Source organism: Halapricum hydrolyticum (assembly GCF_025517535.1).
GTDB lineage: Archaea > Halobacteriota > Halobacteria > Halobacteriales > Haloarculaceae > Halapricum > Halapricum hydrolyticum.
The window spans coordinates 1-16,576 of sequence record NZ_JAOPKC010000015.1 but is presented as its reverse complement, the minus strand read 5'-3'; the positions used below and the strand labels follow the sequence as shown (position 1 = coordinate 16,576).

Sequence of the window (16,576 nt, the reverse complement as noted above, 5' to 3'; positions counted from 1 at the left end):
AACAGTAGGGGGGACAGATGATCCAGACATTGATCGACCGTCTCGTCTCCGTCGTCACAGCCCACAGCAAGGTGACGATCGGGGTCGTATTGCTGGCGACAGTGGTGGTCGGGACCGGCGCAACGTCCATTCCTGGGCCGACGGAGGACGCATTCGCCTCCGACAGCATCGAACAGGAGAAACTGGATTACATCGACGCGAACTACGGCGAGGACACTGAAGACGCCACGTCGGTTCCGGTGTACGTCCAGAACAGGGGTGGGAACGTTCTCTCGAAAGAATCGATGCTCGCAACGCTCCGCTTCCAGCAGACGGTGCTGGATGAGGAGGCAGTCAGAGACATCGCCAATCCGCAGGTTCCAGTCGTCGACGTTTCCAACCGGGTCGCGGTTCGACTGGCCGGTGATCCGCAAGCCGATCTCCAGACCCAAATCGACGCGCTGGAACAGGCCGACGAAGCGGAGGTCCGTGACACTGTGATTCGCGTCCTCGAGGAAGAGCAACAGGTACTGGGACTGATGCCCCGGACCTACGACCGGGGGACGGCCACGGCAGAGTCACGGACGATGGTGTTCGTCTTCGAGGGCGAACCACAGGAAGCGTTCGAGCTCACTGGGCCGGTCGCCGACGCCCAACAGGTGTTATTTGAGCGGATCAACGACGGCGAGGCGGAGGACAACTACTTCATGCTTACCGGTCCAGCGTTGCAGGAACTCCAGGTTCAGGCAACGACCGACACGCTGTTGCTCATCGGTCCGATTGCGCTCCTCTTGATTCTGATTGCGCTCACATTCGCCTATCGTGACGTCCTCGACGTTCTGGTTGGGATGTTCGGTGTCCTGCTGACGCTCGTGTGGATGTTCGGGCTTCTTGGCTGGTTGAACGTCCCGTTCGGAAACGCCTCGATCATCGCACCCATTCTGTTGATCGGGCTGAGCATCGACTACGGATTACACGTCTTCATGCGGTACCGGGAGGAACGGTCTGGTGGCGAGAGACACACGCTCGCAGAGGCAGGCGAGGAGCGAGACCGGGGAATCCGTCCGTCCATGCAGCGTGCGCTCGGTGGGGTCGGGATCGCGCTCTTGCTGGTAACGATGACGACCGCAATCGGATTCCTGTCGAACGCGACGAGCCCGCTGTCGGACATTCGAGTCCTCGTCATCGCTACTGCGCTCGGTGTCGTCGCCGCGTTCGTCGTGTTCGTGACGATCGTTCCCGCGTTGAAGGTCGAACTCGACAGTCTCGCCGAGCGATTCGGCCGTGATCGGCGCAAACCGGCCCTCGGTATCGGATCCGGGCGCGTGCGGCGCTTTCTCACCGCCGGCGTTTCGGCGGCACGTCTCTCCGCAGTGAGTGTCGTCGTCATCGCACTCCTGCTCACTGCCGGTGGCATCCTCGCGTTCGGAGCGCTCGATACGAGTCTGGCGTATGAACCCGATCAGCCGGCCCAGTGGCAACAGGATCTCCCTGAGCCATTCGGGATGGACGAGTACGAGTACCTGAACAACGCGGGATACGTGCAGGAGAATTTCATGCGATCCGGTCCGGGTGTGACCTCCGGACAGATCCTGATAGAGGGGGACGTAACCACTGCGGAGACGCAGCTACGAATGTCGCGTGCACAACGGACGTTTGTCGAGTCCGGCGTCGCCTTCCAGCGAGCGGATGGAACGACGGACGTCCAGAGTCCCCTCACGGTGATGCGTGTGACCGCAGCCGAAAACGAGAGCTTCGCCGCGACGTTCGAGGCGGCAGATGCGACGGGGGACGGCGTTCCGGACCGGAACGTCCGCGAGGTGTACGACGCGTTGTTCGAGGCTGCGCCGGACCGGGCCGCAGCTGTCATCGAGCGACGCGACGGTGAATATCGCTCGGCGCGCATCATCATGCCCGTCAGACAGGACGCTGATTTCCGTGACTCGGCGAATGCGATGCGAGACAGTGCCAGTATTATTGACGCCGGCCCGGATGTGACAGCCACCGCGACGGGTGAGGACGTTATCTTCCTCGTCGAAATAGACATTCTCACTGACAACGTCATCCAGACGCTTCTCATTGCACTCGGCGTCATCTTTCTGTTGTTGATGGTCTTCTATCGCCTCAAGGAATCGAGCGCGAGTCTGGGGGCAGTGACCGTCGCTCCGATCGGAATGGTCGTCACGTGGGTCTTCGGGGCGATGTGGGTGTTCGACGTCCCGCTGACACTGCTCACTGCGTTGCTCATGAGCCTCGCGATCGGCCTCGGGACTGACTACACGATTCACATCAGCGAACGGTTCGCACAGGAACTGCAGCGAACGCCGGACGTCATGGCGGCCCTGGAGTCGGCGACAGCCGGGACTGGTGGGGCACTCCTCGGGAGTACCGTGACCACGGTGGCGGCGTTCGTGACGCTCTCGCTGTCGGCGTTTCCGGACGTCCGCCAGATCGGATTTCTGGTCGCGTTCGCACTTCTCAGTTCGTTCGTGGTCGCGGTTTTCGTCCTCCCGAGTATCCTGAAACTGTGGGCTCGGTTCGGGGAAGCGTAGAGTAGCCTACCATTGTGACTGCTATAGCGATTTGCCACTCTGACCGCCCGCCGAAAGACTCGTCGAGCTCGACTTCCGAGCCTTCGTTCACGAGGACGCAGTCGGGCGACCAATGCAGAACAGACGTACAGCAGTCCGCATCAATCGTCGGCGTGACACTCTGGCGTGAACGTTACGCCGTCGATCTCGATCTCCTCGGGGACGCCGCTGGCGTCGTGCGTGCCGACCGGCGGCCGGCTCGCCTCGGCTGCGGGCGAGTTCTCGAGGTCTGTTCCCGTCTCTAGCGCGCCCATTTCGCCGTCGCCGTCCCTGGCGTCTTGATCGATTCGCATCGAACAGAACTCGACGCCACACATCGAGCAGAAGCGGGCCTCCTTGTAGTTGTCCTCGGGGAGCGTCTGATCGTGATAGGCTTTCGCCCGCTGGGGATCCAGCGCGAGGTCGAACTGCTCGCGCCAGTCGAACTGATAGCGGGCCTCGGAGATGGCGTCGTCCCAGTCCCGTGCTCCGGGGAAGGTCGTTGGCGACGTCGGCGGCGTGGGCACTTCTCCGACCGGCTACGCGATAAGGTTCCTGTAGCAACGATCGCCAGTCACACGGCACTCGGACCGTCCCGGTGTGACACTCGCCCACATTACGATTTCCGAAACTCGATTTCGAGGTTCGTAATCTTTCGCCGGACTTATTACGATGTGCGGACTCCGGTGGGACAATGACAGACGACGAAAGACCCACGATTCTGCTGATCGGGAGCGGCCCGATCCAGATCGGCCAGGCCGCGGAGTTCGACTATTCCGGCGCACAGGCGTGTCGCGCGCTTCAGGAGGAGGGCGCACGGGTCGTGCTCGTCAACTCCAATCCGGCGACGATCATGACCGACCCGGAGATGGCCGACAAGGTCTATCTCGAACCGATCAACACCGAGGCCATCGCCGAGATCATCCGCAAGGAGCAGCCGGACGGCGTCATCGCCGGGCTGGGCGGCCAGACCGGGTTGAACGTCACCGCGGAACTCGCCGAGGAAGGCGTCCTCGACGAGCACGACGTCGAGGTCATGGGCACCCCCCTCGACACCATCTACGCGACAGAGGACCGTGAGAAGTTCCGCGACCGGATGCACAAGGTGAACGAGCCGGTCCCTCAATCCGTCACCATCGAGTCGATGGACGAGGTTGAAGAGGCCGTCGAGAGCGTCGGTGGGCTACCGGTCATCATGCGGACGACCTACACGCTGGGTGGCGCAGGATCGGGCGTCATCGACGACATGGACGAACTCAAGGAGGCCACCCGCAAGGGGCTGCGCCTCTCGCGGAACAACGAGGTGATGATCACCGAGTCCATCGACGGCTGGGTCGAACTGGAGTACGAGGTTATGCGGGACGCCGCCGACTCGACGATCATCATCTGCAACATGGAGAACATCGACCCGATGGGCATCCACACTGGCGAGTCGATCGTCGTCACGCCCAGCCAGGTCATTCCCGACAAGGGTCACCAGGAGATGCGCGACGCCGCACTGAAGGTGATCCGCGAACTCGGCATCGAGGGTGGCTGTAACATCCAGTTCGCGTGGCACGACGACGGAACGCCCGGCGGCGAGTACCGCGTCGTCGAGGTCAATCCCCGCGTCTCCCGCTCCTCCGCGCTGGCCTCGAAGGCGACGGGCTACCCGATCGCTCGCGTGACCGCCAAGGTCGCGATGGGCAAGCGCCTCCACGAAATCGAAAACGAAATCACCGGCGAGACGACCGCCGCCTTCGAGCCCGCGATCGACTACATCGTCACGAAGGTGCCGCGCTGGCCCAAAGACAAGTTCCGCGACGTCGAGTTCGAGCTCGGCCCCGCGATGAAATCGACCGGCGAGGCGATGGCTATCGGCCGGACGTTCCCCGAGAGCATGCTGAAGGCCCTCCGGTCGAGCGAGTACGATCCCGCCGTCGACTGGACCGAGGTCGACGACGCGACCCTCGAATCGGAGTATCTGGAACGCCCGACGCCCGACCGCACGTACGCGATCTTCGAGGCGTTCGGACGGGGCTACTCCGTCGAGGAGATCGCCGGACTGACCGACATCCAGGAGTGGTATCTCGAACGCTACCAGGAAGTCGCCGAGGCCGCCGATGCGGCCGCCGAGGGCGACTTCTACACCGCCGGCCAGGCCGGCTTCACCGACCAGGAGATCACCGCCATCGCCGGCGGCGAGTTCAACGACACTCATCGCTCGTGGCTGCCCGCGGACGTCGAGGTAGACGACGGTGACGAGGGCACTGAGGCGGCTGCCGACGGTGGGGCCGCCACAGAATCAACGATTCCAGACAGCGTCACCGTCGAGACCGTCGAGGCCGAGACGACCGACCGGGACTTCAAGCTGGTCGACACCTGCGCCGGGGAGTTCGAAGCGACGACGCCGTACTACTACTCGACGCGGGACCCGGTCTCGGGCATCGACCGCGACGAACTGATGGTCGACAGGGACGTCGAGAGCGTCGTCGTGGTCGGCGGCGGCCCGATCCGCATCGGCCAGGGTGTGGAGTTCGACTACTGTTCGGTCCACGCCGTCCGCGCGCTACGCGAGATGGGCATCGACGCCCACGTCGTCAACAACAACCCCGAGACGGTCTCGACGGACTACGACACCTCCGACGGCCTGTTCTTCGAGCCGATCACCGCCGAGGAGGTCGCGGACGTGATCGAAGCGACCAACGCTGACGGCGTGATGGTTCAGTTCGGCGGCCAGACGTCCGTTGACATCGGCCACCCGCTCGAACAGGAGATCGAACGCCGGGGACTGGACTGTGAGATCATGGGCACCAGTGTCGACGCGATGGACCTCGCTGAGGACCGCGATCGGTTCAACCGCCTGATGGACGACCTGGGCATCGCCCAGGCCGAGGGCGGCTCGGCCACCAGCGAAGAGGAGGCGCTGGAACTCGCCCAGGAGATCGGCTACCCCGTGCTGGTGCGTCCGAGCTACGTGCTCGGTGGCCGCGCGATGGACGTCGTCTACAACGACGAGGACCTCAAGACTTACATCGAGGAGGCCGTCCGCGTGAGTCCGGACAAGCCGATTCTCGTCGACGACTTCCTCGCCGACGCGGTTGAACTGGACGTCGACGCCGTGGCCGACGGAGAGAACGTGCTGATCGGCGGCGTGATGGAACACGTCGAGACTGCGGGCGTCCACTCCGGGGACTCCGCCTGCATGATCCCGCCGCGCAGCCAGGAGATCAAGGAAGTCATGCCGCGCATCCGCGAGGTGACCGAGCAGATCGCGACAGCGCTCGATACCGTCGGCCTGCTCAACGTCCAGCTGGCAGTTCGCGACGGTACGGTGTACGTCCTGGAGGCGAACCCGCGCTCCTCCCGTACGGTGCCGTTCATTTCCAAGAGCACGGGCGTCCCGATCGCGAAGATCGCCGCGCAGGTCATGGCCGGCGTGACCCTCGAGGAACTGGACATCCAGGAGCAGATCCCCGATCAGGTCTCGATCAAGGAGGTCGTCCTGCCGTTCGACCGCCTGCCCGGCTCCGACCCGCGTCTCGGCCCGGAGATGAAATCCACCGGCGAGGTCATGGGCACTGCCGGCAGCTTCGGCAAGGCCTATCAGAAGGCACAGATGGCTGTCGGCAAGCCGATCCCCCTGGCGGGGACGGCCCTGGTCGACCTGCCGGTGCTCGGGTACGAAGAGCACTTCGAGACGGTGGATCTCGACGACTTCGAGGACACCGACGCCGTCGTCGAGGCGATCAGAAACGGCGAGATCGACCTCGTGCTCTCGCGCAACCGCGAGATCCTCGAAGCCTGCGTCGAGGAGACCGTGACCTACTTCTCGACGATCGAAAGCGGCGAGGCGGGTCTCGAAGCGATCAACAGCGCCGACGAACCGCTGAACGTCCAGGCCATCGGCGAGCGCCCCACCGACCAGCGCGAGTGGGGACGGTAGTCACGGGGATCAAACAGAAGCGCGACGACTTCGTTCTCTGAGTTCCCGTTCGGCGTCAGTTATCGTCTCCGCGACGGTCTCGAACGCCTCGACGACCGGACTGTCCGGACAGGCGTCACGAACCGGTTGCCACGTGCGCTGGGCCCGGGAGACGTCGTCGTGACGTTCGATCGTGACCGCCGGTGCGCCGATCGCCCGTTCGAGCCGGTCGGCGATCACCTCGTCGTCGGTCGATTTGTTGAGCACGGCCGAGACGACTGGCGTCTCGAGTGCCCGTGCCAGCTGGCGCGTCCGGAGCGCACTCGACAGCCCCGCACGCGTCGGGACGGTCACCAGGACGGCGGCGTCGGCACTGAACAGTTGCGAGCCGACGTCTGCACCCATGCCGGCAGGACAGTCTACGATCACCCGGCCGTACCGGCGATCGAGCGGACCGACGGCGTCGGTGATCCGTTCCAGATCGGCGGCCCGCGCCCCGGCGAGCGTCCGACCGCAGGGGAGTACGTCGACGGTTCCGATCCGCTCGACGGCATCGAGCGGGGACGCACGCCCGGCGAGCACGTCGTGGAGGTCCGGCCCCCGCCCCCAGGGGAGATCCGGCGTCGTGAGGTCACCGTCGACGACGACAGCGTCGAGTTCGCGGGCGAGATTCAACGACACCGTCGATTTGCCGACGCCGCCCTTGCCACCACACACGGCCAGGATCATGGCTCGTCGGCGAACAGTGCTGTCGGCGGTGCCCATCCCTCCAGTTTTGCGACGACCTCCTCCGGGTCGGATTCGTCGTTGTGCGCTCGCTTCGCCTCCACGAGCTCGACCGGATCGAGGCCTGGAACCTCGGGAAGCGTTGCCGGGCTCGCGAACCCAATCCCTCGCGTCCGTCCCGGCCTGATCGTCCCCGTCCAGACCCCGTCGTCCCAGTCGGGCGCGTCGACGACGCCCGTCCGCGGCGCCCAGACCGGCCCGTCGAGCCTGCTCCGAATGGTGACGCGCTGGGGCGTCCGCCGGGCGTTCGACACCCGAACCGAAACGAGGGTCACGGCGTCGCGCCTGCTGGCGTCCGACTCGATCGAGACCATACGGCTACTCGCCGCGCATTCGTATATAAATGTGGACACGGCTACTGGTGGCCGTGGTCGGTTCCGGGAGAGGGTATAAGTTTGCCGGGTCGTACAGAGGTTCCATGGCCGACACATCTCGACTCCTCGTCGCCGGCGCCGCCGAGCCAACGCTCCAGTACGCGCTCGCGGAAGCCCGCGACGCCGTCGTCGAATCCGGAACCCCGGTAGAGGTCGTCGTTCTCGTCGATCCCGACGAGAGAGCCGCCGTCGAGCGGCGACTCGGGGGGCTCGACGTCCCTCCGGGGGTGACCGTCCGGGTCGTCGACACGGCGGACGCGCTGGCTGCGATCCGGGCCCGTGCCGACGACGCCGAGCAGATTCTCGTCGATCCCGGGACGCTCGGGCCCGACGCCGTCCGCGAGGCCACAGAGACGCCGATCGAACTCGCTCCGGCGGGCCGGCAGACCCGCCACCCTCGACTTCGCCACCGCGCGACGACCCGACGGTTCGTCGGCACCTTCCTCGTCTCGTACGCGTTCTACCTCCTTCTGGGCGACCCGCTCGACCCGTTCGATCTCGTGACCGGCGCTGCGGCCGCAGGCGTCGTCGCCGCGACCCTCGCGCCCGTCGTCTTCGATACCGAGCCGACAGTCGGGCGGACCCTCCCCCGGATCGCGCGAGCGACGCTGTTCCTTCCGTACCTGCTCTACGAGATCGTTCGCGCCAACGTCGCTATCGCGGCGGTCATCCTCAGCCCGTCGCTTCCGATCGATCCCGAGACCGTTGTCTTCCAGCCGGACGTCGAGGATCGCTTCGGCCGGGCGGTGCTGGCCAACGCCATCACCCTGACCCCGGGGACGCTCACCGTCGACGCCGACGAGGAGGGGCTGCTCGTCCATTCGCTGACTGCCGAGAGCCGCGAGGGACTGGCCGGCGGGCCGCTGGAGCGAGCCGTCCGGTTCGTCTTCGAGGGGGGAGCGTCGTGACCGAGTGGCTCCTGCTCGGGGCAGCCGGGTTCGTCCTCGCGGGGCTCGGGACGCTGTACCGCGTGGTCGCCGGCCCGACCGTCCAGGATCGCGTCGTCGCCGTCAACGCGGTCGGGACGATCACCGTCGTCGTCCTCGCGCTGGTCGCTGCCGGCCTCGATGCGCCCGGCGTCCTCGACGTGGCGCTGGTCTACGCCCTGCTGAACTTCGTGCTGTCGATCGGGCTCGCGAAGTTCCTCGTCGAGCGCGGAGGTGTCCTCTGATGGCTCTCCTTCGAGGAGGTGACCGCTGATGGTCGCCCCCGCCACTGCGGTCGCCGCCGCGCTCGTCGCCGGCGGGCTGGCGTTCACCGTCGTCGCCCTCGTCGGTCTCGTCCGGTTGCCCGACCTGTACAGCCGGGCCCACGCCACCTCCAAGAGCGAGACGCTGGGGGCGCTGCTCGCGCTGGCCGGCGCAGCCGTCGTCTTCGGGGCGGGTCAGCCGACGCTGAAACTCGCGCTGCTTGCGGTGTTTGTCCTCGTGACGAGCCCCACCGCCACGCACGCCATCGTCAGGTCGGCCCACGAGCAAGGTATCGAACCCTGGACCCGGGGGGACGGAGAGTGACGCCGCTCGTTGCCGCGCTGCTAGCGTTCGTGGTCGCGGTCGCCGTCGTGACCGCACTCGCCCGCGACGTCCTCGTCGCGACCGTCGCGTTCGCGGCCTACAGCCTCGGGCTGGCAGTGCTGTGGGTCGTCTTCGACGCCCCCGACGTCGCGCTGACCGAAGCCGCAGTCGGCGCCGGCGTGGTCACCGCGCTGTTCGTCGCCGTGCTCTCCCGGACGACCCGTCCCGTTGGCGGACGGTCGTTCTCGCTGTCGGTTTCACCCACCGTAGTGATCGTGGTCGGGGCGCTGACTGCGGCACTGGTCGCGACGGTCCCGTCGCTTCCGGCAGTCGGCGACCCCGATGCACCCGCGTTCGACGGTGCCGCCGCGTACTACCTCCAGGAGACGGGCGCGTACGGGATCGACAACGCCGTGACGGCAGTGCTTGTCGTCTTCCGGGGGTTCGACACCTTCGGGGAGATCGCGGTCGTCTTCACCGCCGTCGTCGCCGTCCTGGTCGTCCGCGGGAGGGGTGACGCGTGAAACCCTACCACGAGAGCCCCGTCGTCACCCACACGGTCCGGGTAGTCGCGCCCTTCATCCTCACGTTCGGGCTGTTCACGCTGCTGCACGGCACGAAGTCGGTCGGCGGTGGGTTCCAGGGCGGCGTCATCGTCGCCAGCGTCGCCGTCCTCTTCGCGTTCGCCTTCGGCGTCTCCCAGACCGAGGCCACGCTTCCCGGCGTCCGCATCGTCGCTTTCGCCGCGCTCGGTCTGCTGTCGTTCGCCGCCGTCGCCGGGGCCGCCCTCGTGGTGGGTCGGCCGTTTCTGGATACCACGGCCTTCGGCGTCTCGCCGGTCTACCCCGTCGAGGTGATCGAGGTCGCCATCGGCGTCACCGTCGCCAGCGTCGTGACCGGGCTCTTCTTCGAACTCGCGAGGGCCGACGATGCTTGAGCGACTGCCGTATCTCGCGGCCATCGCCCTGGTCGGGATCGGCCTGGCCGTCCTCGTCGACGACGAGCACCTCGTCAAGAAGGTCCTGGGGCTGAACGTCTTCCAGACAGGTATCTTCCTGTTCTTCGTGACCGCGGCGGCACGAGAGGGCGGGAGCGCACCCAACGTCGCGAAGGCAGGCCCGTACGCCAACCCGCTGCCGCAGGTGCTCATCCTGACGGCTATCGTCGTCGGCGTCTCGGTGACTGCGGTGGCGCTGGCGTTGCTGGTCAGGATCCACGCCGAATACGGGACGCTCAGGGAAGACGCCGTCAGGGCAGCCATCGAGGAGGGTCGAGAGTGATCGACCCGGCACTCCTCGTCGCGGTACCGCTGGCCGGGAGCGCCCTCCCGGCGGTGGCGTCACGTCTGCGCCCGCGGACCGGCTGGCCGCTGGCGCTCGGCGTCTTGCTCGTCCAGAGCGTCCTCGCCGTGTGGGTTGCCGCCGCGGCGCTGGCCGGTGACCCCGTCCGGACGCAGGTCGCCGGGATTCCCGCGCCGTTCGGCATCGGTCTGCTGGTCGACGCGCTCTCCGCGCCGTTCGTCGTCCTGATCGCGCTCGCGGCTCTGGCCGTGCTCGCGTACACGCGCCGGGGCGGTCCGCGCTCGGGGGCGTTCTACAGCCTCTATCTCCTGTTGATCGGTGGGTTGACCGGTGTCTGTGTCACCACAGACGTGTTCAACCTCTACGTCTTCCTGGAGATCAGCGGACTGGCCTCTTACGGCATGGTCGCCCAGGCGGACCGCGGCGCGGCCGCGCTGGCGGCACTGAAGTACCTCCTCGTGGGCACCGTCGGCGCGTCGCTGTACCTCTTCGGGGTCGGCTACGCCTACGTGGCGACCGGGACGCTGGATATGGCCGCGCTCCGGGCCGCGCTTCCGGCCGCCAGCGATCCCCTCGCGCTCGCGGCACTGGGATTGATGGTTCTCGGACTGTCGGTGAAAGTGGCGCTGTTCCCGCTGCACACCTGGAAACCGGACGCCTACGAGGCCGCGCCGCCGGGCGTCGCGGCGCTGCTTGCTGCGCTGGCCTCGACAGTCGCGGCCTACGCTCTCGGGCGACTCCTGCTCGCGGTGTTCCCCGGCGTCGCCGAGGCCGTCGTCGACGCCGCGCTCCTGGGGCTGGCCGCCGCCAGCATCGTCGCCGGGAGTCTGCTGGCGTACCGCTCCGAGTCGGTCGCCCGTCTGCTCGCGTACTCTTCGCTCGCGCAGTTCGGCATCGTCGTCGTCGGGTTCGTCGTCGCCACGCCGACCGCCATTGCCGGTAGCGTCGTCCACCTGATCGGCCACGCCGTGATGAAAGCTGGGAGTTTCCTCGTCGTCGGTCTGCTCGCGCGGACGCACGACGTTCGGACCGTGGCGGAGTACGCCGGGCTGGCCCGTCGTTCCCCGTATGTCTCGGCCGGCTTTGCCGTCCTCGCGCTCGGGTTGATCGGCATCCCGCCGACCGTCGGCTTCGCCGGGAAGTTCTACATCGCGCTGGGCGCGATCGAGGCCGGTTCGTGGACCGCCGCCGCGCTCGTGCTGGCGAGCACGCTGTTCGGGCTTGTCTATCTCGGCCGGGTCCTCGAACGGATGTACGTCGGGGAGGGTGACACCCATGCCGGGCCCACTGGAGCGGCCTCACCTGGGATGTACGCCGCTGTCGCCGTCGCCGTGCTCGCGACGCTCGCGCTGGGCGGCGTCGGCCCCCTCGTCGAAGGGTGGCTCGCGCCGGTACTGGACGGGCTGGATGCCGGCCTCGCAATGGGGGTGGTCCCGTGAGTCTCCTGCCGGTTGCGGTGGTCGTCGCGCCCGCCGCCGCGGTCCTGGCGATTCTGTACTTCCGGGATCGCCCGAACGTCCGGGAGGCCTGGACGTTCGCCGCGGCGCTGGCGACGCTCGGGGCCACCGGGTGGCTCGCGAGGGTGGTCCTCGCAGGCGCTCGCCCGGAAGCCGTCGCCGGGACCTACGTCGCCGACGTCGAACTGTCGCTGCGGGCCGACCCGATGGGAGCGATGTTCGCGCTGCTGGCGGCGACGCTGTGGCTCGTGACCTCGGTCTACAGCGTCGGATACATGCGCGGCCACGACGAGGTTTCCCAGGGGCGGTACTTCGCCGCGTTCGCGGCCTCTATCGCGGCGACGATGGGCGTTGCCCTGGCCGCGAACCTCCTGACGCTGTTCGTCTGCTACGAGCTACTGACTGTCGCGACCTACCCGCTGGTCGTCCACAGCGAGAGCGACGAGGCGCGAGCGGCCGGCCGGACGTACCTCCTCTACACGCTGGGCGGCGGCGTCGCGTTGCTGGCGGGCCTGTCGCTGGTGTACGTCGCCGCGGGCACGCTCTCGTTCGTCCCGGGCGGCGTCGGTGGCCTCGCGGCCGACCCGCTGCTCGCACGGGCGGCGTTCGGTCTTCTGGTCGCCGGGTTCGGCGTCAAGACGGCACTGGTGCCGCTGCACACCTGGCTCCCGGCCGCGATGGTCGCACCGACGCCCGTCTCCGGGCTGTTGCACGCCGTCGCGGTCGTCAAGAGCGGCGCGTTCGGGCTGGGCCGGGTGGTCACCCACGTCTACGGCCCGGAGACGGTGGCGGATCTGGGGTTGAGCCTGCCGCTGTCGACGCTCGCGGCGGTGACGATGCTGTACGCCGGCGTGGTCGCGCTCAGGCAGACGCGGATCAAGCGCGCGCTGGCGTACTCGACGGTGAGTCAACTGGCCTACATCGCGCTCGGGTTCGGCCTGGCCGAGCGGACGGCCGTCTTCGGGGCGCTGTTGCACGTCCCCGCCCACGCCTTCATGAAGATCTCCCTCTTTTTCGTCGCCGGCCTGCTGTACGTCGAGAGCGGCGTCACGGACGTCGACGACATGGACGGGCTCGGGCGCCGGCACCCGGTCGCGATGGCCGCTTTCGCCGTCACCGCTGCCGGACTGGCGGGCTTCCCGCTGGTCGCCGGGTTCGTCAGCAAGTGGTACCTCCTCGTCGGAAGCCTCCGCGCCGACGCGATCGGCTTCGCGGCCGCGCTGCTGGCCGCCGGCGTGCTGAAACTGCTGCTGTTCTGGCCGATGATCCGGGCCGCGTTCTTCCGGGGTGACCCGCTCGCTTCGGGGCCAGCGCGTGACGAGGCCGGACGCACTGCGGCGGACGGCGGCGCGCCTGACGGCGAATCGTCGGCGTCGACCGCGGGATCGTCTCTCTCTGACCGTGCAGGCGCACGCGCCTGGGAGGCTCCGTCGCGGGTCTGGCGGGAGAGCGCACCGGCACTGCTCGTCCCGGTGGTCGCCGTCGCGCTCGGCGCGATCGTGCTGGGGCTCGTTCCGGATCGACTCCCGCTGTTCGACCTCGCCACCGAGGCCGTCGCGGAGGTGTTCGGATGATCGTCCCGCCAGCGGTCTTCCTGCTCGTTGCGGCCGCCGTCACAGCCGTCGTCCCCCGACGGATCGGCCACGCTGCCGGCGTCCTGGCCGCACTGGGTGCACTCGTCGTCGCGCTGACGACGCCGCTGGGGACCGTCACCGACGCGACGCTGTTCGGCTTCCCGGCTCGCCCGGTCGCAGTCGACGGATTCGCTCGCGTCGTCGGTGGAGTGCTCGCGTTCATCGCCGCGGCGAACACCGTCTACGCCTACGGGAGCGGTGCCGACCGCCAGGAGACGGCGATCGCACTGGCGTATGCGGGTGCGAGCCTCGGGGCTGTCTTCGCCGGTGACTGGCTGACGCTGGTCGTCTGCTGGGAGCTGATGGCTGTCGCCGCGACCGTTCTCGTCTGGCGCTCGACGGCGGGCCGGGCGGGCTATCGCTACGCGGTCTACCACCAGATCGGCGGTGCGTTGCTCATCGCGGGGGTCGTCGCTCACTACGCCGCGACCGGATCCTTCGTCTACGCTGCGGGAATCGCGACCGGACTCCCCCGCGTCCTGGCCACAGCGGGCGTGCTCGTCAACGTCGGCATGCTCGGCGTCCACGTCTGGATCGTCGACACCTACCCCCGGCCCAGCGTCACTACGTCGGTCGTCCTCTGTGGCTTCACGACGAAGGTCGGCGTCTACACGCTCGTCCGCGTCGTCCCCGGCCGAAACGTCCTGCTTGCGTACGCTGGCGGCACGATGCTGCTGTTTGGCGTGACGATGGCCATCCTCCAGACGGACTTCCGTCGGCTGCTGTCGTACCACATCGTCTCGCAGGTCGGTTACATGGTCGCGGGCGTCGGCGTCGCCTCCGGGCTGGGTTACGGTGGCGCGATGGCCCACCTGGCGAACAACGTCCTCTACAAGACGTTGCTGTTCATGATCGCCGGCGTCGTCCTCATCGAGACCGGCACGGAGAACCTCAAGCGACTCGGCGGCCTCGGCCGGGCGATGCCGGCGACTGCAGCGGCGTTCGCAGTGGCCGCGCTGGCGATCTCGGGCATCCCGGGCTTCTCGGGCTTTGTCAGCAAGGGGATGGTCGTCGATAGCGTCGACGCGGCCGGGCTGGACGCGCTGTGGTGGATGCTTCTCGTCGGCGGTGTAGGCACCGTGATCTCCTTCGCCAAGATCGCTTACTACGCGTTCGTCAGGGCCGACCAGTACGGTCACGACCCCGGCCGCGCCACGCCCGCACAGATCACCGCGATGGGCGGAATTGCCGCGGTCGTCGTCGGGTTCGGACTCTTTCCGGATCTCCTGCTGGACCTGCTCCCGGCCGGTAGGGACGCCGCCAAGGTCTTCGCCGCCTCGCAGTTCGAGAAGGCACTGGGGATCGCCGCGGTCGGGCTGGTCGCGTTCGCCGTTCTCCGGCGCCCGCTCAAGCGGATCACAGCCGTCCCGGATCTCGATAGCGTCTACCATCCGGCAGGTGCGGTGCTCCGGGACAGTGTCGTCCGGGCGGCCACCGGCGTCGCAGACACTCTCGGTCGAAGTCGCCGGTCGACTGGAGTCGCGATCTACCGGGCGGCCAGTGTCGACGTGGGCCGACCCGCGTCGATCGGACGGAGCGTCCTGCTGTTGACGCTCGTCGCCGCGCTGGTCGTCGTGTTCTTGCTGAGTTGACTGACCCTCCAGATTTTTACCCGACGGCGGCGTTGTATGGGTATGGCCGCACCGAACTACGACGCGCTGGTCGAGTGGCTGGAGACGAACTTTGGGGATGACCTCCGGTGGGTCGCCTCGTTCAACCACCGGACGTTCTCCTACAAGGTGAAGTACATCCGCGAGGATCTCAAAACCGAGATCTCCGGTCTGGAACTCGAGACGATCATCCACCGCTCGATGGCGGTGTTGAGCCGTGATCACGTCGAGGACGTCTACTTCCACCTGGGCGACGCCGAGGCGTTGCTGGTCAAACACGAGAAAGCGATGGCCGTTCACCTCTATCTCACCGACGAGACGGGCGTGGTTATCAAGCTCGCCGAGGGCGCGGAGATCTCGGTCCCGGGGTTCTTCGAGGACTGCCGCGATCGTCTGGACATCTGATACGGATTATCGTACGGCTGTTCCCGAGGGGCCGATCGCGCCGGCAGAGGTACAGGGCTACTACTACGACGCGCTCGTCCGGGCGGCAGATCTCCATGCGGAGTTCGGCGAGGAGACCGAAGCGGAGTCGCTTCGCGAGCGGGCCCGCGATCTCAAGCGTTCCTTCGACGAGCAGTTCTGGTTACCGGAGCGGGAGTTCTACGCCGTCGCGCTCGACGGCGGCAACGAGCCCGTCGACTGCGTCGCCACGAACCCCGGGCAGTGTCTCTGGAGCGGGGTCGTCCCCGAGGACCGCGCGGACGCCGTCGTCGACAGACTGGTCGCTGACGACATGTTCTCGGGGTGGGGAATCCGGACGATCTCCGCCGACCACGACGCGTACAACCCGCAGAGTTACCATCTCGGGAGCGTCTGGCCACACGACAACTCGCTGATCGTCCTGGGTATGCTCAACTATGACCGGCCCGGCGCTGCTGAACGCGTCGCTGAGGGGCTCTTCGAGGCCGCTGACGCCCGCGGGAACCGGAGGGTTCCCGAACTGTTCGCCGGGTTCGAGCGCGACCGGACGGCCGTCCCGATCGAGTACGGCGTGGCCTGCGAACCACAGGCCTGGGCTGCTGGCGCCCTGCTGGTCTGTCACGCCGCGCTCCAGTCCCGCCAGGACAACGGGAGACACGAAGTCTCCCAGCGGACCGCCTGACTCTCCCTCTCTCGGCGACACCAGGGCTGCAATTCGACTCGAGAACGCCTCGACCGCGCCGTCGAGACTGACCGCTTCCCGTCTCCGATATGGCTGTCATCCGATGTCGTTTCCGCCTTGACGGCGTCTCGTCCTGTATGAACGCAGGCTCGTCCGCGATTTCCACGCGGAACAGACCGGTGAGACACGCATGAGCGGGAAAGACAAGTACTACAACTACTCCTCCCGGGCTGTTATGACTACTAACTCAGCTTTGCACGTTAGCGTCAGCTGTTGAATGAACGAACAGGTGATCGATTTCTTCCATCAGGTCATCGACGCCACGATCATTATTGTCCCGAA

At 67.1% G+C, this 16,576-nt stretch carries 15 protein-coding genes and 1 pseudogene; 13 read left to right on the top strand and 3 right to left on the bottom strand.

Annotated features, from left to right (window positions below; all coding sequences use genetic code 11):
• The first annotated feature begins 17 nt into the window (after positions 1 to 17).
• A complete protein-coding gene (locus OB916_RS12005) occupies positions 18 to 2,531 on the top strand; it encodes an efflux RND transporter permease subunit (RefSeq protein WP_315909535.1) in 2,514 nt (837 codons plus the stop codon).
• A 140-nt stretch (positions 2,532 to 2,671) separates the two neighbouring features.
• On the opposite strand, the pseudogene OB916_RS12000 reads toward OB916_RS12005, so the two are convergent.
• Positions 2,672 to 3,089 (bottom strand): annotated as a pseudogene (locus OB916_RS12000) (phosphomethylpyrimidine synthase ThiC); the annotation flags it as partial.
• Between the two features lie 154 nt (positions 3,090 to 3,243).
• Between OB916_RS12000 and carB the strand changes: the two are divergent.
• The gene (gene carB / locus OB916_RS11995) at positions 3,244 to 6,474 is read left to right on the top strand and encodes a carbamoyl-phosphate synthase large subunit (RefSeq protein ID WP_315909534.1); all 3,231 of its coding nucleotides are present in this window, start codon (positions 3,244 to 3,246) and stop codon (positions 6,472 to 6,474) included.
• Positions 6,475 to 6,483: 9 nt separating this feature from the next.
• Here carB and OB916_RS11990 read toward each other — a convergent pair whose 3' ends face one another.
• Both OB916_RS11990 and OB916_RS11985 read right to left on the bottom strand, forming a co-directional pair.
• A complete protein-coding gene (locus OB916_RS11990; RefSeq protein ID WP_315909533.1) occupies positions 6,484 to 7,182 on the bottom strand; it encodes a MinD/ParA family ATP-binding protein in 699 nt (232 codons plus the stop codon).
• Complete coding sequence (locus tag OB916_RS11985) at positions 7,179 to 7,553, bottom strand: DUF7857 domain-containing protein (RefSeq protein ID WP_315909532.1); 375 nt, start codon at positions 7,551 to 7,553, stop codon at positions 7,179 to 7,181. The genes OB916_RS11990 and OB916_RS11985 overlap by 4 nt, the downstream gene beginning before the upstream one ends.
• 104 nt (positions 7,554 to 7,657) lie before the next feature.
• On the opposite strand from OB916_RS11985, the gene OB916_RS11980 reads away from it, so the two are divergent.
• From OB916_RS11980 to OB916_RS11930, 11 genes are read left to right on the top strand one after another with little or no spacing between them, the layout of a single operon-like run.
• Positions 7,658 to 8,521 (top strand): Na+/H+ antiporter subunit E, encoded by an 864-nt coding sequence (locus OB916_RS11980; RefSeq protein WP_315909531.1) that lies wholly within the window; start codon positions 7,658 to 7,660, stop codon positions 8,519 to 8,521.
• Positions 8,518 to 8,784, top strand: coding sequence for a cation:proton antiporter (locus OB916_RS11975; protein WP_315909530.1), 267 nt, complete (start codon positions 8,518 to 8,520; stop codon positions 8,782 to 8,784). The genes OB916_RS11980 and OB916_RS11975 overlap by 4 nt, the downstream gene beginning before the upstream one ends.
• 28 nt (positions 8,785 to 8,812) lie before the next feature.
• Positions 8,813 to 9,127 (top strand): monovalent cation/H(+) antiporter subunit G, encoded by a 315-nt coding sequence (gene mnhG / locus OB916_RS11970; RefSeq protein ID WP_315909529.1) that lies wholly within the window; start codon positions 8,813 to 8,815, stop codon positions 9,125 to 9,127.
• A complete protein-coding gene (locus OB916_RS11965; RefSeq protein WP_315909528.1) occupies positions 9,124 to 9,651 on the top strand; it encodes a DUF4040 domain-containing protein in 528 nt (175 codons plus the stop codon). Before mnhG ends, OB916_RS11965 begins: the two co-directional genes overlap by 4 nt.
• Complete coding sequence (locus tag OB916_RS11960; protein WP_315909527.1) at positions 9,648 to 10,064, top strand: MnhB domain-containing protein; 417 nt, start codon at positions 9,648 to 9,650, stop codon at positions 10,062 to 10,064. Before OB916_RS11965 ends, OB916_RS11960 begins: the two co-directional genes overlap by 4 nt.
• Positions 10,057 to 10,407, top strand: a complete 351-nt coding sequence (locus OB916_RS11955; RefSeq protein ID WP_315909526.1) for a cation:proton antiporter subunit C — start codon at positions 10,057 to 10,059, stop codon at positions 10,405 to 10,407. Before OB916_RS11960 ends, OB916_RS11955 begins: the two co-directional genes overlap by 8 nt.
• Positions 10,404 to 11,867, top strand: a complete 1,464-nt coding sequence (locus OB916_RS11950; RefSeq protein ID WP_315909525.1) for a proton-conducting transporter transmembrane domain-containing protein — start codon at positions 10,404 to 10,406, stop codon at positions 11,865 to 11,867. The genes OB916_RS11955 and OB916_RS11950 overlap by 4 nt, the downstream gene beginning before the upstream one ends.
• Complete coding sequence (locus OB916_RS11945; RefSeq protein WP_315909524.1) at positions 11,864 to 13,459, top strand: complex I subunit 5 family protein; 1,596 nt, start codon at positions 11,864 to 11,866, stop codon at positions 13,457 to 13,459. The genes OB916_RS11950 and OB916_RS11945 overlap by 4 nt, the downstream gene beginning before the upstream one ends.
• On the top strand, positions 13,456 to 15,111 hold the full coding sequence (locus OB916_RS11940; protein WP_315909523.1) for a proton-conducting transporter transmembrane domain-containing protein: 1,656 nt from the start codon (positions 13,456 to 13,458) through the stop codon (positions 15,109 to 15,111). Before OB916_RS11945 ends, OB916_RS11940 begins: the two co-directional genes overlap by 4 nt.
• Before the next feature lie 42 nt (positions 15,112 to 15,153).
• Entirely contained in the window at positions 15,154 to 15,534 is a 381-nt protein-coding gene (locus OB916_RS11935) for a hypothetical protein (protein ID WP_315909522.1), read from the top strand.
• The gene (locus OB916_RS11930; RefSeq protein ID WP_315909586.1) at positions 15,434 to 16,234 is read left to right on the top strand and encodes an amylo-alpha-1,6-glucosidase; all 801 of its coding nucleotides are present in this window, start codon (positions 15,434 to 15,436) and stop codon (positions 16,232 to 16,234) included. The genes OB916_RS11935 and OB916_RS11930 overlap by 101 nt, the downstream gene beginning before the upstream one ends.
• Positions 16,235 to 16,576 lie beyond the last annotated feature (342 nt).